Genomic DNA, 22,794 nt, shown 5'->3' with positions numbered 1-22,794 from the left:
AGGGGAGATGCCCCGCCGGAGTTGGGTCAGTCGCCGATCATTTCCAGCGTGTCGGCGATCAGGGTTGTTGCTTCGTCGAGCCCGTCGATAACCTTGTTCCGGGCCCGGACAAGTTTCGTGCGCAGCATCCAGAAGTCCTCGCCCTCCTCCAGCGTTGCCAGCTCGGGCAGGTCGTAGAGGATCGGGATCATCGAGCCCTGCGGCGTGTAGCCGTAGGTGTCGTGGCCGTACTTGCCGACAGAGGTGCTCTGCAGCGGGACGAGGATGCGCGACAGGCGCTTCATGCAGGTGTTGATCCGCGTGGCCATCGCCTCTGCGGCGTCAGAACCGTCGAAGGCCTCGGCTGCGGCCTTGGCCCGGGCGTCGAAGGTGGCGGCGGCCTCGGCAAAGCGGGCGGCTGCGGCTTCGGCCGCCTCCAGCCCGATCAGCTGGCCGGGGGCCGAGAGTTCTTCCAGACGCTCGCTCACCTGCCCCGCCACGGGGGTGAAGGTGAAGGGCAGCACCGGCGCGGTGCAGAGTTCCCAGACCCAGGCCGCGTAGATCTCGAGGTGGGTCTGCATCCATTCCCAGTCGAGCTTGTCGAGCGTGTTCTCGGTCGAGTGGTGCCACCAGCCCAGCGTCGCCAACGCGGTGGCCTTCAGCTCGTCCTCGGTGAAAGAGCCGTTGCCCGCGAAGGCCGGGATGCCAAGGCCGAAGAAGGAGCTGTCGCCATGTTTGGCAGCGCGGTGCCAGAGCTGCCCGCGGCCCTCGAGATGCTCGGCCGCGACGCTTTCGTGGAAGGTCTTCAGCTCGGCGTTGGAGCCCGCGGCCCAGAGCGTATCGGTGCCGACGCAGGCGGGCTGGTCGATCTGGAGATACGCAACCGCATGGTCACGCAGCCGCGCCCATTCATGATCCGCATACCAGGCAGAGCCCGCCATGGTGCCAGTCTCATGGGCCGTCCAGAAGCCGCAGACGACGCCGCGGCGCAGCTGGTCGCGGTTCTCGTTCATCACGCGGGCCAGTTCCAGCATGCAGGCGTTGCCGGCGGCGTTGTCGGTGGCGGCCTCGCCGGGCCAGCTGTCCTGATGCCCGCCGATCAGCACGAAATCCTCGGACTCGGGCGAGGTTTCGGGGGCAGCGACTTCGCCCACGGTGATCTGCACCGGACGCCAGCCATTCTCGACCACGGGGCGCATCCAGATCTCGACCGGGGCCTTCTCGCCCTCGGCCTTCAGGCGCAGCCCGTCGACGCGGGCGATCCCGATGCAGGGGATCGTGGGCATCTCGTCGCGCATGCCTTCAGGCGTGGGCGAGCCCCAGTTCGGCTTGACCGAGCCCATGGGCACGGCCGGGTTCTCCGGCCCGCCCCAGTTCATCATCACGGCCCCGATGGCGCCCTTCAGCGCGGCAATGCGCTGCTTCTCGTGGCGGCCGGGGGCATAGGACAGCTCGGTCAGGATGATCTTGCCGGTGACGTCGAGGCCCTCGTAGTCCTCGAAGGCGCCGGAGCCGACATAGACCAGCTCGCCGGTGATGCCCTCGGGGCCGGTCTCGGTGCTGTGGCCCAGCGTGTTGGCCGGGATTTCCTCGCCGGTCGCGGTGACCTTGAAACCTGCGGGTTCGGGGAAGGAGACGACGGCCGGCAACTCGAAGATCGTGGCATCCGCGATCCCGTCCGCCAGCAGCGCGTCGCGGGAATATTCCGCCATCCGCTTGCCGTTCTCGGCCCCGGCAGCGCGGTGGGGGATCGTCTTGCAGATCACCTCGACATGCTTGCGCGCCCGCTCGGAAGAGATGGCCCCGATCACAGAATCCTTCGGCATCAGTCTATTTCCATATTGTCATACAAAATTACGATTGAGGAAAAACCTTATACCCCGTCAAGGAAATGCCGCCGGCGTGACCGCCCGCGAGGACGGAAAACGCCATGCTGCGCAATCCCTGTGCAACTCCGTCGCTCGCAGGCGTGCCGCGCGGGACCGGATCAGAGGGTTCGGGTGATGAAGTCGGCCAGCCGTTCGTGCACGGTCAGCCGGTTCTCGGTCCGGGCGAATCCGTGGCCTTCATGGGCGATGCGCAGATACTCGACGTCCCGTTGCAGGCCGGTCAGGCAGGAATGCACCATCTCCGTCTCGCCGATCGGCACGCGCGGGTCCTCGAAGGCATGGACCAGCAGCAGGGGCGCGGCGATCCTCTCGATCCGGTGAATGGGCGAGAAGACCTCCAGCGCCTCGGCCATCTCCTCCGGGTCGCCGTATTCCGCCGCGCGCAAGTCGCGCCGCCACGGGCCGGTGGTCTGCATCATGGTCGAGAAGTTGGCGATCCCGTAGAAGTTCACGCCCATGCGCCAGGCCTCCGGCGCCTCGACCATCGCGGCCAGCACCATGAAGCCGCCGTAGGACCGCCCGAAGACGCCGATACGCTCTGCGTCCACCTCGGGCTGCGCCGCCAGCCAGTCGCGCAGGGCCAGCAGGTCCTTCACGCTGTCCATCCGGTTGCCGAGGTCGTCCATCTCGTGCCACTGGCGGCCATAGCCGGTGGAGCCGCGCACGTTGGGCGCAGCCACCCGGATGCCCTTAGCCAGCATCCATTGGACATCGGCGCGGAAGGTCGGTTGCCATTGCAGTTCCGGCCCGCCGTGCACGATCACCATGACCGGCCAGCCGCCCTCCGGCGCGGGGCCTTCGGGATCGTAAAGGAAGCAGGGCACCTGCTGCCCATCGAAGCTGGTGTAGTTGATGAGGGAGGGCTCGCGGAAGGCAGGCAGCCCCTCGGGCCGGGTCTTGGCGAGCGCCGTGGCCGGGCTGCCGTCAAGGGCCTGCGTCCAAAGCGCGGGCGCGTCGCAAGCGCCCTCGGCCGAGAAGACCAGCGCGCCACTCGCCGGATGGAAGACGGGCACCGAGAGGACGCCGGGGTGCGGCGCGGGCAGATCGGTGAGCGTGCCCTGCGCGATATCCAGCAGCGTGATCCCGTGCAACCCGTCGCGGTTCACCAGCAGGGCGGCCGTGGCCTCGTCCCCGCTGAGCGCGAAACCGTCGATATCGGCGGCCTCGTAGCCAGCCAGCACCTCCGCCGCGCCGCTTTCCAGCGAGACCCGCATCAGCGCCGCCCGCTCGCGCCCGCGATCGCAGAGCGCCAGCATCGTCACGCCGTCCTTCAGCAGCTTGATCGTCCGGTACTGGGTCGGGCCCTCGCCGGGGAAGACCTCCGTCGCGGTGCCATCGGCGATCTGGACGCGCCACAGGGTCTGGCGGCTCGACGCCTCCGAGGTTTTCACCAGCAGCGACGCACCATCGCGGAAGACCGCCAGCACCTCGCCAAAGCCCTGCCCCTGCCAGACCCGGCGCACCGCGCCGCTGGCCATGTCCCGGACCAGCACATCCATCGTCGACGGGTCGCGGTCATTCGCGGCATAGGCCATCAGCCCGCCATCCGCGGAGATCGCGCCGAACCCGTGCACCACGCGGGGCGCCTCGGTCAGCGGCTCGGGCACCGTGTCCCCGTCGCGCAGGCGCCAGATCTGGTGCCGCTCGTTCCCGCCCCGGTCAGTGGTCAGGATCAGGTCGCGGCTGCCGGGCACGAAGCTGAGCTTGCCCACCGGCTCGTCCATCCGGGTCAGCTGCACGGCGCCGCCCTGCCCGTCCGCCTCCCAGACCTGTGCGAAGCCGCTGGCATTGGAGAGCCAGACCATCCGGCTGCCATCGCCGCTGATCGCGGGCGCGCGGTGTTCGGTGAGGGAGAAATAGGCACGGATCGAGGCACCGGCGCTGTGGGCAGCGGCGGCGGTGAGGGGGGAAGTCGTGGTCATGACAGCCTGTCGGATCGGAGGAGGGATTGGGACGCGGGAGCGCCCGCGCGGATCATGGCGACGCACCGTGGGAGAGACCAGAGTCAATTCCGGGAGGCAGCAATGCGGTGAGGGGGCGTCTCGCCCCACGCCGCGCGGATGCTGCGGGAACGGGCAGACGCAGGCTCGCCGGTCTCGCCACCGGGTCTATTGTCCCGCCTTCACCTCGGGCCCGGGCCAACGTTCCAGCCCGAAGCGAGCCAAGCAACCGCCGATCCCGGGGACAAAAAAGCCGGGCAGGTTTCCCTGTCCGGCCAGTCCCGTCGCGCGGAACGCGGCGCGGCGGTATCTCGTGGGGCGCGGGGCCCTCAGGTCACTCTTCGCCCTCTTCGGCCATCCGCGCGTCTTCGCGCAGTTCGAGCCACATCGCGTTCAGCACCGCGAACATCGCGGCCAGCGGAAGGCCGAGGAGCCATGCAAAATACCACATCGTTCAGTTCCTTTCGGTCAGTAGCTGTGGGACTCGCCGGTGACGTCATCCGCCGTCACCTTGCCCCAGAGGACTTTGTAGACCCACGCCGTGTAGGCGAGGATGATGGGCATGAAGATCACCGCCGCCACCAGCATGACAAAGAGCGTCTGGTGCGAGGAGGAGGCGTCCCAGACGCTCAGCGAGCTGTCGGGGTTGGTGCGCGAGGGCAGGATGAAGGGGAACATCACCAGCCCGACCGAGGAGATGATCCCCGTGATCGCCAGCTTGGAAGCGAGGAAGGTCGAGGCCTCGCGCCCGGCCCGCAGGCCCAGCACCGTCAGCGCGATGCCGACGAAGCCCGCGATCGGCGCAATCGCGATCCACGGCCGTTGGGCATAGGCCGCGAACCACGATCCGCCGCGCACGACTTCATTGTAGAGCGGGTTCGACGGACCATCTGCCGGCACCGGGTTGACCATGGAATAGCCGTCGATGCCGAAGGCCAGCCACAGACCGGCCAGCGCATAGGCCGCCGCCGCCACGATGCCCGCCTTGGCGCCGATGGCCCGGGCACGGCCCGCCACCGGCTCCTCGGCCTTGAGCGAGAGCCACGCCGCGCCATGCATCGTCAGCATGGAGAGCGAGACCACACCGGCCAGCAGGGCGAAGGGGTTCAGCAGGCCCAGAAGCTTCCAGAGCACGCCGCCCTCGTAGATCGGCATCAGGTCCTCGGTCAGGTGGAAGGGCACGCCGCGCAGGACGTTGCCCATGGCCACGCCGAAGATCAGCGCAGGCACGGCACCGCCGACGAAGAGCGCCCAGTCCCAGTTGCGCCGCCATTTCACGCCGTCTCGCTTGGAGCGGTACTTGAAGCCCACGGGCCGCAGGATCAGCGCCGCAAGGACGAGGAACATGGCGAGGTAGAAGCCCGAGAAGCTCACCGCGTAGAGCGGCGGCCAGGCGGCGAAGATCGCGCCGCCGCCGAGGATGAACCACACCTGGTTGCCTTCCCAGACCGGGCCGATGGTGTTGATGACGATGCGCCGTTCCACGTCGGTCTTGCCGACGAAGGGCAGCAGCACCGCGGTGCCCATGTCAAAGCCGTCGGTCAGGGCAAAGCCTGTGAGCAGCACGCCCAGCAGGACCCACCAGATGACCCGCAGCACATCGAAGTCGATCAGTTCATAAAGGATCATGTCAGTTACTCCGCGGGGCTGACTTCACCGGAGCTGCGCATCCGGCGTTCGTGTTTTTCCATCCAGACCTCGGTGGCCTCGACATCTTCCTGCGGGCCCTTGCGGATGTATTTCACCATCAGGCCCATCTCGATGATGAAGAGCACCGAGTAGAAGAGGACAAAGCCCGCCAGCGTGATCAGCAGATCGCCGACGCTGAGGTGGCTGGCCGACAGCGCGGTCGGCAGCACGCCGTCCACCGTCCAGGGTTGCCGCCCGTATTCCGCGACGATCCAGCCCAGTTCGGCTGCGATCCACGGTGCCGGGATCATGATCACGGCAAGCCAGAGCGCCGGGCGCGGGAACCGCATGCCCTTGATCTGTGCCATGATGAAGAAGCCCGCCATCACCGCGATGAAGCTGAAGCCGAGGCCGACCATGATGCGGAAGGCCCAGAACAGCGGCCAGACGTGCGGCACGGTATCCTCCGCCGCCATGACGATCTGCTCTTCCGTCGCTTCGCGCGGGTCATCGACATAGCGCTTCAGCAGCAGGGCATAGCCGAGGTCCTCGGAATGCTCCTCGAAGGTGGCGCGCACATCGGCGGGGGTTGCGTCCCGCTCGGACCGGATGGTCATCAGCGCGTCATAGGCGATCAGGCCGGAACGGATCTTGTCCTCCGATTCCGCGACCAGATCGTCGATGCCCGGGATTTCCTGCGTCAGCGACCGGGTGCCGATCAGGCCCATCACATAGGGGATATGGATCGCGTAATGCGTCTCGCGCGCTTCCTGATCGGGGAAGCCGATCAGCGTGAAGGGTGCGGGCGCCTCGTGGGTTTCCCACATCGCCTCGATCGCGGCGAGTTTCATCTTCTGGGTGTGGGAGGCAGAGTAGCCGCTTTCATCCCCCAGCACCACGACCGAGAGCGCCGCGGCCAGACCGAAGGAAGAGGCCACCGCGATGGAGCGCCGGGCCAGTTCGATGTGACGGCCCTTCAGCATGTACCACGCCGACACGCCGAGGACGAAGACAGAGGCAGTGACATAGCCGGCCGAGACGGTGTGCACGAACTTGGCCTGCGCCACCTCGTTGAACATCACCTCGAAGAAGGAGGTCATCTCCATCCGCATCGTATCGGGGTTGAACTGCGCGCCGACCGGGTTCTGCATCCAGCCGTTGGCGATCAGGATCCACAGCGCCGAGAAGTTGGAGCCGATGGCCACCAGCCACGCGACGACCATGTGGGCCACCTTGCTCAGCTTGTCCCAGCCGAAGAAGAAGAGCCCGACGAAGGTCGCCTCGAGGAAGAAGGCCATGAGCCCTTCGATCGCCAGCGGTGCCCCGAAGATGTCGCCCACGTAGTGGCTGTAGTAGGACCAGTTCATGCCGAACTGGAACTCCATGGTGATCCCCGTCGCGACGCCAAGCACGAAGTTGATCCCGAAGAGGGTTCCCCAGAACTTCGTCATCTGGCGCCAGATGGGGCGGTTGGTCATGACATAGACCGTCTCCATGATCGCGACGAGGATCGACAGACCCAAGGTCAGCGGCACGAAGAGGAAGTGATATAGCGCTGTCATCGCGAATTGGAGGCGTGACAGCTCGACGACGTCGAACTCCATGAGGGAACTCCCGTGGTTACTCGAAACCGTATAATGTCTCGAAAATGCAGGTTTCTGCCGCGCAATACACCCCGCCAATCCGGATGCGTTTGATCTGCATCAACTGGATGCAATTAGCGGAATGTGACGTTATGCCATTCACAGGCTTGTGTTTTTTGAACACCCCTTCCTAAAGCTGGATGATCCGGTCAGCGAATTCCAGTTCCGCATGGCGGTGCGCCGCCAGCAGCAGGGCGACCTCCGGCAGGGTCTCGCGAATGCCGGAGAGGACCTTGCGGGCGGTCACGTCGTCCAGCCCCTCGGTCGCCTCGTCCAAGAGTAGCACAGCCGGGCGCCGCAGCAGAGCGCGCGCCAGAACCAGCCGCCGCGCCTCGCCCCCGGAGAGGCCCGCACCGCCTTCGCCCAGCATCGCCTCCAGCCCGCCGCGCTCGGCAATCACGCCGTCCAGCGCCACCGCGCGCAGCACCTGCCACGCGGCGTCATCGCTCACGTCGGCCCGGGCGAGGGCGAGGTTCTGGCGGATCGTCCCGCCCATCAGCGCACTGCGCTGCGGGACCAGCGTCAGCAGGCGGCGCAACTGGTCCTCGGGGTAATCCTCCAGCCGCTGGCCCAGCAGGTGCACCGCCCCATCCGAGGGCGTGACCCGCGCCAGCACGTCCAGCAGCGTCGACTTGCCAGAGCCGCTCTCGCCCCGGATCGCCACCGTCTCGCCGATGGCCACCACGAAGGAGAGCCCCTCCACCAGCGGTTTCACCCGGTCGGGGCGGGTCAGGGTCAGCCCCTGCACCCGCAGCCCGGCCGCCGTATCGGGCGCCTGCAGTGCCTTTGGCGCAGCGACGACGGTCTCGGGCTGCGACAGCACCCGCTCCGCCGCGTCACGCATCCGGCCCAGTTCCGCCAGCCCGCGGCGCAGGGGCATCACCGTCTCGGCCAAAGCCAGTGCCGCAAAGACCCCGATGGCCGCCGCCGCGGGCTGCGCCGCGCCGCTCTGCACCGCGTGCAGGGCCAGCAGCATCACGGCCGTGGTGACCAGCGCCACCAGCGTGGCCAGCGCCAGACCCGCCCGCGCATCCAGCCGGTCGAGGAGGTCATGGGCCGCCCGCGCCTCGGTCTCGGCCCCGGTGAGGGCGGCCCGCGCCGCGGGCATCCGGCCCTGCAGGATCAGGTCCCGCTGCCCCCGGAAGAGCCCGATGGCCGCGCGGCGCATCTCCTGTCCCGCCGCCTCGGCCCGCGAGGACGGGCCAAAGCCGCGCCGCCCCACGCGATAGAGGATCACCCCGGCCCCGCCGAGGTAGCCTGCCGTCACCGTCAGCGCGACGGGCAGCGTGACCAGCCACCAGAGCATCAGGAAGGCAAAGCCATGGGTCAGCAGCGCCGCCGCGATCGGCAGTGCCAGCCGCAGCGCCACCCCGTCGAGCGCATCCACATCCGCCGTGATCCGCGTCAGCGCCACGCCGCCGCGCAGCTGGCGCAGTTCGGCCAGAGGACGGGCGGAGAGGCGTTTGAGCAGGTCGAGCCGCAGCACCGCCAGCGCCGAGAGCGTGGCGTCATGGGTCAGCAGCCGTTCGGCATAGCGCGCGGCGGCCCGGCCAAGCGCCAGCATCCGCACCCCGGCCGAGGGGCGGAACACGTCGAAGGCGATGCCGACACCGGCCAGCCCCGCCATGCCCGTCGCGGTGATGAACCAGCCCGACAGCCCCAGCAGCGCGGCCCCCATAACCAGCACCACGACCGACAGGATCGCCCCGCGCCACATGCCCCCGGGCCGCGCGGACCAAAGCAGGCGAAGCACGCGCCACAGCTGTCTCATGCCGCATCCTCCCCGATCCGCACCACCCGGTCGGCGCGGTGCATCAGCTCCGGGTCATGGGTCGCCACCAGCAGCGCGGCCCCCTGCCCCTTCAGCGCGGCAAGCGCGTCGATCACCTGTCGCGCCGTGGCATGGTCAAGATCGGCGGTGGGCTCATCCGCAAGGATCACCTCGGCACCCGCAAGGAAGGCGCGGGCCAGCAGCAGCCGCCGCGCCTCGCCGCCCGAAACGCCTGCGCCGGTCTCGCCCAGCCGTGTGTCCAGCCCCTCGGGCAGGGCCGCCACGACGTGATCGGCCCGCGCCGCCTGCAGCGCCGCCGTCATGTCGCCACCCCGTCCGTGCGGGTCGAGGATGTCGCGCAGCGGCGCATCGGGCATCCGGACGGCCTGAGGGATATAGGCAATCCGCGCGCGCCAGCCATCGGCGGTCAGCCCGTCGAGCACCTGTCCGGCCACCATGATCTCGCCCTCCCCGGCCCGCAGCAATCCTGCGGCAAGGTCGAGCGCGGTGGACTTGCCCGCCCCGCTGGGGCCCGCCAGAACGACCATCTCGCCCGGCTGCAGCGTGATCTCGGGCAGCGCCAACCGGCGTGTCCCACGCTGCACCGCGACACTGGTCATCGCCAGCGTGGCAGGCCCGGGGATCGCCTCGGCCAGCCCGCCGGTGCCGAGGATCGGCTCGGCGGGCCTTGCGGCCAGCGTCTCCAGCTCATCCGCGACGGACTGGGCCGCAGCGCGGTCATGCCAGGCAGCGGCAAGGTCGCGCAGCGGTTGGAAATACTCGGGCGCCATGAGCAGCAGGAACAGCCCCTGCCCCAGCGTGAGCGGCGTGGCATAGGCCCCGAAGGGGATCTCCCCAAGCAGCGAGAAGCCGACATAGACCGCCACCATCGCCACGCCGAGCGCGGCGAAGAGCTCCAGCACGGTGGAGGAGAGGAAGGCCACGCGCAGCACCGCCATCGTGCGGGTCTTCAGCGCCTCGGCCCGGGCCGCGAAGTCCGTACGCGCCCGTTCGGTCGCGTTCAGCAGGCGGATGTCCGGCAGGGCGGCGATATTGTCGATCAGCAGCGCGTTCATGTCGCCGATCTCGGCCATCTGGCGATCGCTCGCCTCCTTCGCGGCCATGCCGACGAGGGCCATGAAGACCGGGATCAGCGGCCCCGCCACCAGCAGCACGAGACCCGCCGCCCAGGACACCGGGAAGACGAGGCAGAGGTAGAGCAACGGCAGGACCATGACGCGCACCATCGCCGTCTGGTAGCGGGTGAGATAGGGCGAGAGCAGCGGCAGCTTCTGCGCCACCATCGCGCCCAGCGCCGCGGAGGAGACCCCGCCCGAAAGCTGCACCACCTCGCGGTCGAGCAGTGCCCCGCGCGCCTCCGTGATCACCATGTCCGCGCCGCGGTAGGCCCGGCGGGCGGCCAGCGCCTCCAGCCCGGCCCGGATCAGGGCCGCGCCGAGGAAGAGAGCGGCAGCCCAGAGGCCTGCGGCCCAGCGCCCGTCGATCCATGCGGGAATCGCCCATGCGATGGCACCGGCCTGCACGGGCCAGAGCAGCCCCGCGGCAAGGCCAAGGCCGGAAGACAGGCGCAGATGCCGCGCGGCGGCGGGCGCCACGAGGCGCGAGAGAGCAGAAGTCCGGGACATGAGGGGGCCGTCCTTTCGCGCAAACGTTTAATCTGGTTACAGGTTTCGGGAAAGCGGTCTTCCTGCCGCATGGGGCGACGCGTCCCATGTGACGGCCCGACGCAGGGCTTTCGCACTTGCAAAAAAGGGTTCTCCTGCCTAGGGTTCCGGCCAGCTTCGGTCCGGGTGTCCCCACGCCCGGTGCAAAAGGGAATGCGGTGCGGGCCTTGGGCCCAATGCCGCAACTGCCCCCGCAACTGTAAGCGGCGAGCGATGCCGGATCATGCCACTGCGGCGCCATGAGGGCGCGGCGGGAAGGCCCGGTAAGGCGATGACCCGCAAGTCAGGAAACCTGTCGAAGCCGTTCACCCTGTTCGGGGCGCGGAGGGCGCCCGGGGCAACGGACCTGTCCGTATGTGGTGACACCGCACCGCTGCCGGAGGGGTCATTACGTCCAGAATCCGGTTGCTGAACGCAAGCACCTGCCCCGGCCAACGGGGCGCCCGGAAGGGACAGAGATGACATTCAAGATGACGACGGCCGTTCTGGCCATCACCGCCGCAACCGCTCCGCTCGCGCTGCGCGCGCAGGACATGATCGAACTGGACGACATCATCGTCTCGGGCGGTCTGACCCCGATCGACGCGGCCCGCTATGGCCGGTCCGCCACCGTCCTGACCGGCGAAGAGCTGGACCAGCAGGGCGTGGCCTCGGTGCAGGACGCGCTGCGGCGCGTGCCCGGCCTGACGGTTTCCTCCACCGGCTCCAGCTACACGCAGGTCCGCATCCGCGGTGGCGAGTCGAGCCATACGCTGATCCTGATCGACGGGGTCGAGGCCGCCGGCGGCGACGGCGAATATATCCTCACCGGCCTCGAGACCGCCAATATCGAGCGGATCGAGGTGCTGCGCGGGCCGCAGTCGGCCTTCTACGGCTCCAACGCCTCGGCCGGTGTGATCAACATCATCACCAAGAAGGGCACCGAGAGCGGCCTGCACTACGGCGGCACGGTGGAAGCGGGCAGCGGCTGGGCCGTCTCGGGCTTCGTCTCGCAGCGGGGCGAAAAGGGCGGCATCTCGCTGAACTACGCCAAGCGCGACGACGAGGGGTATGATTACTCCGGCTCCGGCGGCGAGAAGGATGGCATCACCCGCGAGACCTGGCAGATTGCCGCGGACTACGAACTGATCCCCGGCCTGACCCTCGGCGCGTCCTACCGCCATTCGGAAGAGACCTACGACTACGACAACACGTCGTGGACGGCGACCACGGCAGACGAATACGTCGTGGACGATCCGACCCAGTGGAGCGACCGCGAAGAGCAGACCGCGCAGGTCTGGCTGGAATACGAAAGCCTCGGCGGGCGCATGGTCAACCGGCTGAGCTACGAGCGCACCGACTTCGATCAGGGCTACAACGGCTTTGCCCCGACCGAGACCGAGACCGAGGTGCTGAAGTACCGCCTGTCCTACGGCATCGACGGCACGGTGGCCTCGGCCAATCACCTCGTCACCCTGATGCTGGAGAACGAGCAGGACAGCTCGACCACGAATTCGCTCTACAACCGCGAGACCAACTCGATCGCGGCGGAGTACCGGGGCAGCTTTGCCCCCGGCCTCGACCTGCAGGTCGGCGTGCGTCATGACGACAACGACCAGTTCGGCAACGTGACCACCTGGAACGCTGGCGTCAGCTACACGCTGGCCAACGGCATCCGGCTGCACGCCTCGGCGGGCAAGGGCTCGGTCAACCCGAGCTACTACGAACTCTTCGCCGACGACGTCTACAGCGGCATCGCCTACAAGGGGAACACGGACCTGAAGCCGGAGGAGAACAAGTCCTTCGATATCGGCGTCGAAGTGCCCTTTGCCTCGGGCCGCGGCACGATCGACGTGACCTACTTCAACGAGACGCTGACCGACGAGATCACCGCGGTCATGACCGATGCCACCACCTATACCTACATCAACCAGACCGGCGACAGCGACCGGCAGGGTGTGGAACTGGCGGCCCGGTTCGAGGCGACGGATCAGCTGAGCCTGCGCGCCGCCTATACCTATCTCGATGCCACCAACCCCGATGGCTCGGTCGAGCAGCGCCGCCCCGAGCATACGCTCACCCTCGGCGCGACCTGGACCTCGCTGGACGGGCGCCTCCTGCTGAACGGCGACATCCGCCACGTGGCAGGCAACTACGACAGCCAGTATTTCGGCAGCTACGGCGTCGAGAAACTGCCTGACTACACGGTCGTCGACGTCTCTGCGCAATACGCGGTGACCGACACCGTCAAGGTGACGGGCCGGGTCCTGAACCTCTTCGACGAGGACTACTCCGACACCTGGGGCTATGCCTCTCGCGGGCGCACGGCCTACATCGGCCTGAGCTCGTCCTGGTAAGAGGCGGTGCGGTACGGCCGGAAAGCCCCGCGTCCGGGACGGGGATCAGGGATGCGATCCGCCCGGGCGTTTCTGGCCGCCCTCTGCCTCGGCCTCCCGGCAGCAGCGCAGGCGCAAGACGCCGCGCCGCGCCGGGTCGTCTCGATCAACCTGTGCACCGATCAGCTGGCGATGATGCTGGCCGCGCCGGGCCAGCTGCGCTCGGTCTCCATGCTGGCGGTCGATCCGCGCTCTTCCGCCATGGTGGATGAGGCACAGGCCTATGACATCAACCACGCTCTTGCCGAGGAAGTCTGGCTGATGCAGCCCGACCTGGTCCTCGCCGGGCAGTATTCCTCGCTCGCTGCCGTCGCCATGCTGCGCCGACTGGGCGTCCGCGTCGCCCAGATCGCCCCCGCCAATTCGCTGGAGGAGGTCCGCGACCACATCGCCGAGGTCGGCACGCTACTGCACCGCGAGGCCGAGGCCGAGGCGCTGACCGCGCAATTCGACGCTGACCTCGCCGCGCTGCGCGCCCCTGCCGGCGGGCCCCACCCCCGCGCCGCGCTCTATTACGCCAATGGCTACACCACCGGCGACCAGACCCTCGCAGGCCAGATCCTCGCGGCCGCCGGTTTCGCCAATGTCGCAGCCGAGGCGGGCTTCCCCTATGGCGGCCCGATGCCGCTGGAATTGCTCGCCATGGCCGAACCCGACGCCCTGATCACCTCGCGCGCCTATCCCGGCGGATCGCGGTCGGAGGAAATCCTCGAACATCCCGTGGTGGAACGGTTGCGCGATGCCGTCCCCGGCGCGATCATGTCGGATGCCGACTGGATCTGCGGAACGCCGAAAGTCCTGGGTGCGATGAAGAAACTGACCGAGATGCGCGAGCGGATGAGGCCCGCGCAGTGAAAAAAGCCTTTGCCGTCCTGCTGCCGCTGGTTGCCCTGCTGGCACTGGCCTCCCTCGTCATCGGCCCGGCCGATATCGGGCCTCTGGCCGCGCTCAAGGCGCTTGTGGCCGGGGGCGATGGCCCCCTGCCGCTGGTGATGCGCGAGATCCGCCTGCCGCGGATGCTGCTGGCGATCCTGATCGGCGGCTCCCTCGGCCTCGCCGGGGCCGCGATGCAGGGCTATCTGCGCAACCCGCTGGCCGAGCCGGGCCTGATCGGCATTTCCGGCTCTGCCGCCCTTGGCGCCGTGATCGCAATTCAGACCGGCCTCTCCGCTGCCTTCGCCCTCGCCCTGCCGCTGATGGCGCTTGCAGGCGCCGTGGGGGCCGTGCTGCTGCTGGTCCTGCTGGCCGGGCCGCGCGGCGGCTCGCTGACGCTGATCCTTGCGGGCATCGCCGTCTCGGCCATGGCCTCGGCGCTGACCTCGCTGGTGCTGAACCTCTCGCCCTCGCCCTATGCCGCCGGGGAGATCGTCTTCTGGATGATGGGCTCGCTCGCCGACCGGTCCATGGTGCATGTCTGGCTGGCGGCGCCCTTCATGGCGGCGGGCGCGCTGCTGCTGGCCCGGACGGGCCGCGGGCTCGACGCGCTGACACTGGGCGAGGATGCGGCAGGCGCCATGGGCGTCCACCTGACGCGCCTGCGGCTGGCGCTGGTGCTGGGCACCGCCTGTGTCGTGGGCGCGGGCACCGCCGTGGCGGGGGCCATCGGCTTCGTCGGCCTCGTGGTGCCGCACCTGCTGCGCCCCGTGGTGGGCGCGCGGCCCTCGGCCCTGCTCTGGACCTCCGCCGCGGGCGGGGCGGCGCTGCTGCTGGCCGCCGACATCGCGGTGCGCGTGGTGATGCCCGACCGCGACCTGAAGCTTGGCGTGGTGACGGCCCTCGTGGGCGCGCCGCTCTTCCTGCACCTGATCTGGAAAACACGGGGGGAGCAGGCATGACGCTGCTGACGCTCTCCGACCTCTCAGTCACCCTACGCAACCGTCCGGTACTGGACGGCATCACGCTCTCCGTGAGCGAAGGCGAGTTCGTGGGCCTCATCGGCCCCAACGGCGCGGGCAAGACGACGCTGATGCGTGCGGCCCTCGGGCTGGTGCCCTGCGCGGGCCACTCCTCGCTGGCCGCCCTCTCCCCCGCCGCGCGGGCGAAACAGGCCGCGTGGATGCCGCAGGCGCGCGAGATTGCCTGGCCCGTCTCGGTCGAGACGCTGGTTTCCCTCGGCCGCCTGCCCCATGGCGGCGGCACCGAAGCCGATGCGGCCGCCATCGAGGATGCCCTGGCCCAGATGCAGTTGAGCCCGCTCCGGGCCCGGACGGCCACGCGGCTTTCGGGCGGGGAACAGGCCCGCGCCCTGATCGCCCGGGCTTTGGCGCAGGAATGCCCGCTGCTGCTGGCGGACGAGCCGGTCGCGGGGCTGGACCCGGCGCACCAGATCGCCACGATGCAGGTCTTCGCCCGTCTCGCCGCCGAGGGCCGCGGGGTGGTGACCTCGCTCCATGACCTTGGCCTCGCGGCTCGGCATTGCACCCGGCTGGTGCTGCTGGCCCATGGCCGTATCCTCGCCGACGGCACGCCCGCCGAGGTGCTGACCCCCGCCCGCATGGCCGAGGCCTTCGGCGTCTCGATCTACCACGCCGAGACCGAGGACGGCCCGGTCTTCCTGCCGATGGGCGTGCTGGGATGAGCGTGACGCTGGACCGACCCTGGCTGCGCTTCGACCTTGGCCGCGAGATGCAGGTGCTCAGCTGGGCGCCGCACCGCGCCGGCCTTGTCACCGCCGACCGCATCCTCTGGCGCGAGGTCCGCAACAGCGACCTGACGCCGGACCTCGACGTGACCGACTGGCTCACCGCGCAGCTTGCAGCCGTGGGGCAGAGCGACGCCGTCACCTTCCTCACCTCCCGCGATGTCAGCGCCTACGAGGTGGCCGAGGCCGAGGTGGAGGGCATCCGCGCCATGGCCGTCGCCACCGTCGGCCTGTCGAATGCCGAGCGCGTCGGCCACCGGATGGATTACACGGGCCGCGACTGGGGCACGATCAACGTGGCGCTGCGGCTCTCCTGCGGGCTGACGCAGGCCGCGCTGATCGAGGCGCTGTCGATCGCCACGCAGGCCCGCACCGCCGCGGTGATCGAGGCCGGGATGCGCCTGCCCACCGGCCGCGCCACGGGCACGGGGACCGATTGCATCGCCGTCGCCGCCCCATCCGGGGCAGAGGCCTACTGCGGGCTGCATACGGCGGCGGGCGAGGCCACGGGCCGCGCGGTCTATGACGCGGTACTAACGGGCGCGCTCGCCTGGCTCGAGTACTGGGCGATCCGCGCGCCGGGGATCATCGAGCGCTCCTGAGAAGCCCCTACGCCAGCGAATCTTGACTGGCCTCACCGGCTCTCCCCCGGAAAATGCGCATTTTCCGGTCCGTTTTCTTCGAAGAAAACGGGCGACATCGCCACCGGGAGCACCCGCCTTTAGAGCGCGCACACCGTCGTGCTGGGGAAGAGGCCGCGCGGCCTCTTCCCGTCTTCACCTCAGGCGGCGAACCGCGCGCGCAGCACCTTCTTGTCGATCTTGCCGACGCTTGTCTTGGGCAGGTCGTCGATCGCCTCGAACCGCTCGGGAATGCCAAAGCGCGGCAGGTCCCCCTTGTCGACATGCTTCTGCAGTTCCGCCTTCAGCGCCGCCACGTCGAGCCCGCCCTCGGAGGGCACCACGACCGCCAGCGGACGCTCGCCCCACTTTGCATCGGGCACTGCCACCACGGCCACGTCGCGGACCGAAGGGTGGGGGCGCAGCATGTCTTCCAGCGCCAGCGAGGAAACCCATTCGCCCCCGGTCTTGATCACGTCCTTCAGCCGGTCGGTGATCTGCAGCATCCCGTCGGCATGCATCACCGCGATGTCCCCGGTATGCAGCCAGCCGCCCGCCCAGAGGTCCTCGCTCGCCTCCGCGTTCTTCAGGTAATCCGCCGTCAGCCAGGGCGCGCGCACCACCACCTCGCCGGCGGTCTTGCCGTCATGGGGCACATCCTCCATCTCCGGGGTCACCACCCGGATCGAGACGAAGGGGATCGTGCGCCCGGTCAGCACCCGGCGCGTGACCTGCTCCTCGACCGGTCGGGCCAGTTCCTCGGGCGTCAGAAGCGCCAGCGTCAGCACCGGCCCGGTCTCCGACATGCCGTAGCCGGTGAAGATGTCGACGCCCCGGTCCATCGCGGCCCGGGCCAGCGTCTGCGGCAGGGCCGAGCCGCCGATGATCATCTTGAGGCCCTGCAGCGCCGTCCGGTCCTCGCCGGCCTCCTGCATCAGCATCTGCAGGATCGTCGGCACGCAATGGGTGAAGGTCACGCCATGGGTGCGCAGCAGGCCCAGCGTCACGTCAGGCTGGAACCGCCCCGGATAGACCTGCGTCACCCCCAGCATCGTGGCGAGATAGGGGAGCCCCCAGGCATGGACATGGAACATCGGCGTCAGCGGCAGATACACATCCGAGGGGCCGAAGCTGCCATGCGGGGCCGAGCCGAAGACCGCCGCCAGCGCGAAAGTATGCAGCACCAGTTGCCGCTGGGTGAAATGCACCCCCTTCGGCAGGCCGGTGGTGCCGGTGGTGTAGAAGAGCGTCGCCTCGCTGTCCTCGGGCAGGTCCGGGAAGACATGGGCGGGATCGCCGGCCGCAAGCCAGTCCTCGAAGTCAATGCCGTCCGGCAGGCCGCCGGTGTCGCCTTCACCGAGGAAGACAAGTTGCATCCCGGGGCGGAGTTCGTCCCAGACGGCGGCCAGCAGCGGGGCAAGCGCGCGGTTCACGATCAGCACGTCATCCTCGGCATGGTTGATCGTATAGACCAGCTGTTCCGGCGAAAGCCGCAGGTTGATCGTATGCAGCACCGCCCCCGACATGGGCACGGCAAAGAAGGCCTCCAGATACGCAGGCGTATCGAAATCCAGCATGCCGATCACCGCGCCCGGGCGCAGGCCCATCCCCGCAAGGGCCGCGCCAAAGCGGGCGACGCGGGCGGCGAACTCGGGATAGCTGCGGCTGGTGCCATCGGCGCCATGGATGCGGTGCGCACCCGCGCGGGCAAGCCCGGTCTCCAGCACGTGGTTCAGGGTCAGCGGAAAGGCAAAAGTCTGGGCCATGCGGGTCTCCTCTACTGGCATGGACGGCACGCGCAGGACAGCGCGGGCGGCACGGGGCCAGCAGGCGAACGGCCGGGGGTCGTCTTCCACGCGGGCCGGTTGCGCCCGCGTCCTCCTCTCCTCCCGTTCGGCCCTGAGGCCGGAGCGCCGCTTCCGTCGAAACGATCCTCTCGCGCCCGATGAAGTCGGAAACCGCGCCGATCCTCAAGGCGGCGCGACGCTCGTGACGCAGCGAAATTTGCAGGATCGGCTGCGCCGAAGCACCCGCCCCGACGTCAAGTCCGGAGCGGGCCACCGCCGCGAGGCACCCAAGAATTTTCAAAAATTCTTGGGAAAATTCTTCGAAGAATTTTCCGCCCCCGCCGAGAGGTCGCGATCAGGTTTCGGGCAGCTCCGCGCGCACCAGCTCGACCATGGTCGCGGCGATCACGGGGATCAGCTCGTCCCGGAAATCGTAGGCCGGGTTGTGCACCATCGGGTTGGCCTCCCCCTCCTTCGCCATGCCGAAGTTGAGGTAGGCGCCCGGCACCTTTTCCAGCATGTAGGCGAAGTCCTCGGCGGCCATGATCGGCGGCACATCCTCGACCATCTCCACTACGGGGCTCGCCCGTAGCCCCTCGGCCACCCGGGTGGCCACTGCGGAGTCGTTCACCAGCGGCGGGTAGCCACGGGTATAGGTGACCTCCACCTCCATCTCGTGGGCCAGCGCCACGGCCTTCGCCAGCCGGTGCATCCCGGCCTCGACGAAGTCGCGCTCCTCCGCGCCAAGCGTCCGGACGGTGCCGCCCAGCCAGCCCGATCCGGCGATGACGTTATGCGCCTGGCCCACGTGGATCTGCGTCACGCTGAGCACGGCCGACCGCAGCGGATCGACGCCACGCGCCACCAGCCGCTGCAAGGCCACCGTGAGTTCCGAGAGCGCCAGCGCGCAATCCTTGCTCAGGTGCGGCATCGCCGCATGGCCGCCCTTGCCGGTGAAGGTGACCTTGAATTCGTCGGCCGAGGCCATCGCCGGGCCGGGGCGCACCGTCGCCGTGCCCAAGGGCAGCAGCGGCATGTTGTGGAAGCCATAGACCAGATCGCAGGGGAAGCGCTCGAAGAGCCCCTCCTCGATCATTCGCAGCCCGCCGCCAAGCCCCTCCTCCGCGGGCTGGAAGATCATCCGCAGGGTCCCGGAGAAGCCGCCCTCGGCCGCCAGCGCCTCGGCCGTGGCCAGCAGGCTGACCGTATGGCCATCGTGGCCGCAGCCGTGGAAGACGCCCGGGGTCTTCGACGCATGGGGCAGGTTCGTTTCCTCGTCCATCGGCAGGGCGTCCATGTCGGCCCGCAGGCCGATGGTCGGCCCCGCGCCACGCGACAGGGTCGCGACAAGGCCCGTGGTGCCCACGCCCTCGACAACCTCGTAACCGGCGGCGCGAAGGCGCTCTGCAATCAAGGCCGCCGTCCGGGTCTCCTTGAAGCCCAGTTCGGGATGGGCGTGGATGTCGCGGCGCAGGGCCTTGTGGCCCTCGAAACGGGAGGCGAGGAAATCGGTAACGGCGGTCATGGTCGGGATCCCTGATTGAATGCTTGCGCGAGAGGACCGCGAAGTGGCGCGCAGCGCAAGAGCGCCGGAACGTCATCCGGTGTCAGCGCTCCAGCACACCGTGGACGCGGGTCGCGATCCAGAGCACCGTGGCCTCCTCCGGGCTGACCGAGATCAGCGCATGGCCCATGCCGCTGTCGAAATAGGAGCTGTCGCCCCGGTCGAGCCGGACCGGGGCATAATGCTCGGTATGGAGTTCGACGGCCCCGTCGAGCACGTAGAAGAACTCCTCTCCCCGGTGGCTCTGCAGCCCGGCGAACTCGGCGACCGAGCGCGCGCGGATGCGGGTCAGGAAGGGGATGAAGGCCGTCGTGGCCAGATCGGTGCAGAGCATCTGGTAGTCGTAATGCGGCGTGGACTGCGCGACGCCCTCCCCGGCGCGGGTGATCGCCCGCCGTCCGCTCACCGGGGTGCTGCCCTCGCTGCCGAAGAGCTCCGCCACATCCACGGAGAGCCCGACCGCCAGCCGCACGATGGTCTCATAGGTCGGCGAGGTCTGGCCGTTCTCGATCTTGGAAACGGCCGAGGCAGAGATGCCCGCGCGCCCGGCCAGATCGTTCAGCGTCAGCCGGTCGCGCTTGCGCAGGGTCTGGACACGCTCCCCGATGGAGGGCAGCCGCAGCATCGGGTCGAGCGGGCCCTGCATCCTCAGGTCCGCCCCTCGGCATGGTCCTGAAGACGGGCGAGCACCTCGGCGGAGAGCGGCACCTCCGTATCGGGGCCGATCTCGACAGCGCGGCGCCGGGCCCCGGGATAGCTGGCAAAGCCTGCCTCGGCGAGGCGGTCGATCAGGACGCGCCCCCGGTCGGCAAAGGCGGTCCCTGCCCCGTGGGACGGGTCGATTGCCAGCAGGATCTGGCCGGTGCGCGGGGTCTGCGCCCCGGGATGGCCGGACCAGTCGAATTCGAACGAGAAATTCCCGCCCGAGATCCCCGCCACCATCAATTCCACCATCAGCGAGATGGCCGAGCCCTTGTGACCGCCGAAAGGCACCAGCGCGCCGCCTTCGAGGATCGCCTTGGGATCGCCGGTCAGCACGCCGTCGCGATCGACGCCGGTGCCCTCGGGCAGGGTCCGTCCCTCGCGCGCCGCGATCTGCACGTCACCATGGGCCATGGTCGTCGTGGCGAAGTCGAACACCAGCGGCGCCTTGCCGGCAATCGGCGCAGCAAAGGCGATCGGGTTCGTCCCCAGCACCGGCTTCACCGCCCCCGCCGGGACCGAGCAGGTCATGCTGTTGACCATCGACAGCGCGATCAGCCCCTCGTCCGCGAAGGCTTCCACATCGGGCCAGAGCGCGCCGAAATGATGCGAGTCCCGCAGGGCCAGCAGTGCGACGCCCTGCCGGCGCACCCGCGCGACAAAGGCCTGCCGGGCCGCGGCGAGGGCCGGCTGGGCAAAGCCGTTGCGGGCATCGACCCGTAGGAAGCCCGGCGCCACGTCCTCGACCACCGGGACCGCCGTGCCATCCACCCAGCCCGAGCGCAGCGTGCTGACGAAGCCCTCGATGCGGAACACCCCGTGGCTGTAAGACTTCGCCGCCTCCGCATTCGCGACATTGGCGGCGAGGATGCCGGCGACTGTCTCGCTACAGCCATTGGCGATGAAAACCCGTTCGAGCAGCCGTGTCAGCGCCTCGCGGGTCAGGGTCGTCTTGTCCATGGGTCGTCCTCCTTCTGTCGTTCAGTCTCGTGGGGCCCGGCCCCGCGACGGCGGCCTGCGGTGCGGCGCCCACCCGCCGTCACTGCCGCGTCAGGCAAACCGCGCCGGGTCGTAAGGGGCGGGGTCCACGCAGGGCGGCGCATCGAAGGCGATCTCGGACAGCAGCCGCCCGGTCACCGCGCCCAGCGTCAGCCCCATGTGCCCGTGTCCGAAGGCCACCAGCAGCCGCTCGTGGCCCGGCATCTTGCCGATGACGGGCAGGCTGTCGGGCATCGAGGGCCGGAAGCCCATCCACTGCGCGCCACCTGCGCGGTTCAGGCCGGGCAGCACCGTCTCGGCATGGGAGACCATGCGTTCGGGCCGGTCCCAGTTCGGCGCGGCGGCCAGACCGCCCAGTTCGACCCCGCCGCCCACGCGCAGGCCCATCTCCATCGGCGTCATGAAATAGCCCTTGTCCATCACGCAGACGGGCCGCGTCAGCGTGACCTGCGGATCGGGCAATGTCAGGTTGTAGCCCCGCTCGGTGTCGAGCAGGGGCTTGTAGCCGAGCGGGGCGCACAGATGCAGGGAATGCGCCCCGCAGGCGATCACGATGCGGTCGAAGGGTTCTGCCGGGGCGCCTGCCGGTTTCAGCCGCAGGCGCTCGGGCCGGTCCTCGATCCGGTCGACCTCGGCGCGGCGCAGGCGTCCGCCCTTGCTGCGGAAATGCGCGGCCAGCGTGGTGACGATGGCCTCCGGGTTCACCGTGTGATGCCAGTCCGGCACATGGAACGCGCAGGTGTAGTCCGGCGACAGCGCGGGCTCCATCTCGCGCAGCCGCTCCGGCCCGATCTCTTCCACCGTGATGCCGCGGGCGCGCTTCATCTCCCATTCGGGCAGCTCCGCCTCCAGCGCCTTGCGGTCCCGGAAGACGAAGAGCGCCCCCTCGCGCCGCACCAGCGCCTCCGCGCCCGAGGCGGCGAGCAGCGGGGCGTACTCCGCCTTGGCGCGGGCGCAGAGCGCCGAGAGCGCATCCGAGATCCGCGCCACCTCTGCGCTGCGCCCGGCCTTGAGGAAGGCCATCAGCCACGGCGCCAGACGGGGCAGATAAGACCAGCGGATCGCCAGCGGCCCGTGGGGATCGGCCAGCATCCCCGGCACGGACCAGGCCAGCCCCGGCATCGAGATCGGCGTCACCTCGGAAAAGGCAAAGCAGCCCGCATTGCCGAAGGAGGCCCCCTGCCCCGGCGCGGCCCGGTCGAAGAGCACGACCTCCGCTCCGCGCGCCTGCAAGGCAAGCGCCGCGTTCACGCCGATGATTCCCGCGCCCACTACCGCAATCCGCACTGCAACCCTCTCCACCAGACCCGATCCAAAGCCGGATCGCCTGAACATCTAGCGCAGGAATTTTCCTATAGGAAATATTTTTCCGAGAATGCAGGCCGCCGGGCTGCGCCCATGTGGGCACCCTTTCCGCCCTGCCCCGCCCGAAAAGGGGAGTTCTTGCAAGGGCCTGCTTGCAGGTTTGGCAGTTCTCAAGCACCGTGGGGAGAGATAAGACACCTGCCATCCGGGCGCGGAGGACGTGGCGCCCGAGGGACAAGGACCAACGTCAGCCCAAGAGGTAGAT

At 69.0% G+C, this 22,794-nt stretch carries 17 protein-coding genes and 1 riboswitch; of the genes, 5 read left to right on the top strand and 12 right to left on the bottom strand.

Annotated elements, in window-relative coordinates:
* Positions 1-26: 26 nt before the first annotated feature.
* The 7 genes from LCM32_RS16080 to cydD form a co-directional block, all read right to left on the bottom strand.
* Complete coding sequence (locus tag LCM32_RS16080) at positions 27-1,805, bottom strand: M28 family peptidase (protein WP_224822111.1); 1,779 nt, start codon at positions 1,803-1,805, stop codon at positions 27-29.
* Positions 1,806-1,966: 161 nt separating this feature from the next.
* A complete protein-coding gene (locus tag LCM32_RS16075; RefSeq protein ID WP_224822110.1) occupies positions 1,967-3,790 on the bottom strand; it encodes a S9 family peptidase in 1,824 nt (607 codons plus the stop codon).
* A 352-nt stretch (positions 3,791-4,142) separates the two neighbouring features.
* Positions 4,143-4,259, bottom strand: a complete 117-nt coding sequence (gene cydX / locus LCM32_RS16070; protein ID WP_222491339.1) for a cytochrome bd-I oxidase subunit CydX — start codon at positions 4,257-4,259, stop codon at positions 4,143-4,145.
* 17 nt (positions 4,260-4,276) lie between these two features.
* Positions 4,277-5,437 (bottom strand): cytochrome d ubiquinol oxidase subunit II, encoded by a 1,161-nt coding sequence (cydB, locus tag LCM32_RS16065; RefSeq protein ID WP_224822109.1) that lies wholly within the window; start codon positions 5,435-5,437, stop codon positions 4,277-4,279.
* A 5-nt stretch (positions 5,438-5,442) separates the two neighbouring features.
* Entirely contained in the window at positions 5,443-7,041 is a 1,599-nt protein-coding gene (locus tag LCM32_RS16060; RefSeq protein WP_224822108.1) for a cytochrome ubiquinol oxidase subunit I, read from the bottom strand.
* Positions 7,042-7,210: 169 nt separating this feature from the next.
* Positions 7,211-8,851: an amino acid ABC transporter ATP-binding/permease protein gene (locus LCM32_RS16055; RefSeq protein ID WP_224822107.1), complete on the bottom strand. Its 1,641-nt coding sequence runs from the start codon at positions 8,849-8,851 to the stop codon at positions 7,211-7,213.
* Positions 8,848-10,497, bottom strand: a complete 1,650-nt coding sequence (gene cydD, locus LCM32_RS16050; RefSeq protein WP_224822106.1) for a thiol reductant ABC exporter subunit CydD — start codon at positions 10,495-10,497, stop codon at positions 8,848-8,850. The genes LCM32_RS16055 and cydD overlap by 4 nt, the downstream gene beginning before the upstream one ends.
* Before the next feature lie 140 nt (positions 10,498-10,637).
* Positions 10,638-10,851: riboswitch (cobalamin riboswitch) on the top strand.
* 143 nt (positions 10,852-10,994) lie between these two features.
* Between cydD and LCM32_RS16045 the strand changes: the two genes are divergently transcribed.
* The 5 genes from LCM32_RS16045 to LCM32_RS16025 are packed head-to-tail and all read left to right on the top strand — an operon-like array spanning position 10,995 to position 16,154.
* Positions 10,995-12,872 (top strand): TonB-dependent receptor plug domain-containing protein, encoded by a 1,878-nt coding sequence (locus LCM32_RS16045; RefSeq protein ID WP_224822105.1) that lies wholly within the window; start codon positions 10,995-10,997, stop codon positions 12,870-12,872.
* 51 nt (positions 12,873-12,923) lie between these two features.
* Positions 12,924-13,766 carry an ABC transporter substrate-binding protein gene (locus LCM32_RS16040; protein ID WP_224822104.1) on the top strand — a complete coding sequence of 281 codons (843 nt, stop codon included), beginning with the start codon at positions 12,924-12,926 and terminating at the stop codon, positions 13,764-13,766.
* A complete protein-coding gene (locus LCM32_RS16035; RefSeq protein WP_224822103.1) occupies positions 13,763-14,746 on the top strand; it encodes a FecCD family ABC transporter permease in 984 nt (327 codons plus the stop codon). The genes LCM32_RS16040 and LCM32_RS16035 overlap by 4 nt, the downstream gene beginning before the upstream one ends.
* Positions 14,743-15,489 (top strand): ABC transporter ATP-binding protein, encoded by a 747-nt coding sequence (locus tag LCM32_RS16030; RefSeq protein ID WP_224822102.1) that lies wholly within the window; start codon positions 14,743-14,745, stop codon positions 15,487-15,489. Before LCM32_RS16035 ends, LCM32_RS16030 begins: the two co-directional genes overlap by 4 nt.
* A complete protein-coding gene (locus LCM32_RS16025; protein WP_224822101.1) occupies positions 15,486-16,154 on the top strand; it encodes an adenosylcobinamide amidohydrolase in 669 nt (222 codons plus the stop codon). The genes LCM32_RS16030 and LCM32_RS16025 overlap by 4 nt, the downstream gene beginning before the upstream one ends.
* A gap of 179 nt (positions 16,155-16,333) precedes the next feature.
* On the opposite strand, the gene LCM32_RS16020 is transcribed toward LCM32_RS16025, so the two are convergent.
* From LCM32_RS16020 to LCM32_RS16000, 5 genes are all read right to left on the bottom strand, one after another.
* Positions 16,334-17,938: a fatty acid--CoA ligase gene (locus LCM32_RS16020; RefSeq protein WP_224822100.1), complete on the bottom strand. Its 1,605-nt coding sequence runs from the start codon at positions 17,936-17,938 to the stop codon at positions 16,334-16,336.
* A 376-nt stretch (positions 17,939-18,314) separates the two neighbouring features.
* Positions 18,315-19,484, bottom strand: a complete 1,170-nt coding sequence (locus LCM32_RS16015; RefSeq protein WP_224822099.1) for an amidohydrolase — start codon at positions 19,482-19,484, stop codon at positions 18,315-18,317.
* A gap of 82 nt (positions 19,485-19,566) precedes the next feature.
* Positions 19,567-20,169, bottom strand: coding sequence for a helix-turn-helix domain-containing protein (locus tag LCM32_RS16010; RefSeq protein ID WP_224822098.1), 603 nt, complete (start codon positions 20,167-20,169; stop codon positions 19,567-19,569).
* Positions 20,170-20,171: 2 nt separating this feature from the next.
* Positions 20,172-21,185 carry an Ldh family oxidoreductase gene (locus tag LCM32_RS16005; protein ID WP_224822097.1) on the bottom strand — a complete coding sequence of 338 codons (1,014 nt, stop codon included), beginning with the start codon at positions 21,183-21,185 and terminating at the stop codon, positions 20,172-20,174.
* Positions 21,186-21,275: 90 nt separating this feature from the next.
* The gene (locus LCM32_RS16000) at positions 21,276-22,511 is read right to left on the bottom strand and encodes an NAD(P)/FAD-dependent oxidoreductase (RefSeq protein WP_224822096.1); all 1,236 of its coding nucleotides are present in this window, start codon (positions 22,509-22,511) and stop codon (positions 21,276-21,278) included.
* Positions 22,512-22,794 lie beyond the last annotated feature (283 nt).

This window comes from Pseudooceanicola nanhaiensis, assembly GCF_020171315.1.
In the GTDB taxonomy this organism is placed as follows: domain Bacteria; phylum Pseudomonadota; class Alphaproteobacteria; order Rhodobacterales; family Rhodobacteraceae; genus Pseudooceanicola; species Pseudooceanicola nanhaiensis_A.
This window is presented reverse-complemented; position numbering and strand designations above follow the sequence as displayed.

What these genes read in the sequence shown, in the direction of transcription:
- LCM32_RS16080 (WP_224822111.1), bottom strand. Translation starts at nt 1,805, where the DNA reads ATGCCGAAGGATTCTGTGATCGGGGCCATCTCTTCCGAGCGGGCGCGC.
- LCM32_RS16075 (WP_224822110.1), bottom strand. Translation starts at nt 3,790, where the DNA reads ATGACCACGACTTCCCCCCTCACCGCCGCCGCTGCCCACAGCGCCGGT.
- cydX (WP_222491339.1), bottom strand. Translation starts at nt 4,259, where the DNA reads ATGTGGTATTTTGCATGGCTCCTCGGCCTTCCGCTGGCCGCGATGTTC.
- cydB (WP_224822109.1), bottom strand. Translation starts at nt 5,437, where the DNA reads ATGATCCTTTATGAACTGATCGACTTCGATGTGCTGCGGGTCATCTGG.
- LCM32_RS16060 (WP_224822108.1), bottom strand. Translation starts at nt 7,041, where the DNA reads ATGGAGTTCGACGTCGTCGAGCTGTCACGCCTCCAATTCGCGATGACA.
- LCM32_RS16055 (WP_224822107.1), bottom strand. Translation starts at nt 8,851, where the DNA reads ATGAGACAGCTGTGGCGCGTGCTTCGCCTGCTTTGGTCCGCGCGGCCC.
- cydD (WP_224822106.1), bottom strand. Translation starts at nt 10,497, where the DNA reads ATGTCCCGGACTTCTGCTCTCTCGCGCCTCGTGGCGCCCGCCGCCGCG.
- LCM32_RS16045 (WP_224822105.1), top strand. Translation starts at nt 10,995, where the DNA reads ATGACATTCAAGATGACGACGGCCGTTCTGGCCATCACCGCCGCAACC.
- LCM32_RS16040 (WP_224822104.1), top strand. Translation starts at nt 12,924, where the DNA reads ATGCGATCCGCCCGGGCGTTTCTGGCCGCCCTCTGCCTCGGCCTCCCG.
- LCM32_RS16030 (WP_224822102.1), top strand. Translation starts at nt 14,743, where the DNA reads ATGACGCTGCTGACGCTCTCCGACCTCTCAGTCACCCTACGCAACCGT.
- LCM32_RS16025 (WP_224822101.1), top strand. Translation starts at nt 15,486, where the DNA reads ATGAGCGTGACGCTGGACCGACCCTGGCTGCGCTTCGACCTTGGCCGC.
- LCM32_RS16020 (WP_224822100.1), bottom strand. Translation starts at nt 17,938, where the DNA reads ATGGCCCAGACTTTTGCCTTTCCGCTGACCCTGAACCACGTGCTGGAG.
- LCM32_RS16015 (WP_224822099.1), bottom strand. Translation starts at nt 19,484, where the DNA reads ATGACCGCCGTTACCGATTTCCTCGCCTCCCGTTTCGAGGGCCACAAG.
- LCM32_RS16010 (WP_224822098.1), bottom strand. Translation starts at nt 20,169, where the DNA reads ATGCAGGGCCCGCTCGACCCGATGCTGCGGCTGCCCTCCATCGGGGAG.
- LCM32_RS16005 (WP_224822097.1), bottom strand. Translation starts at nt 21,185, where the DNA reads ATGGACAAGACGACCCTGACCCGCGAGGCGCTGACACGGCTGCTCGAA.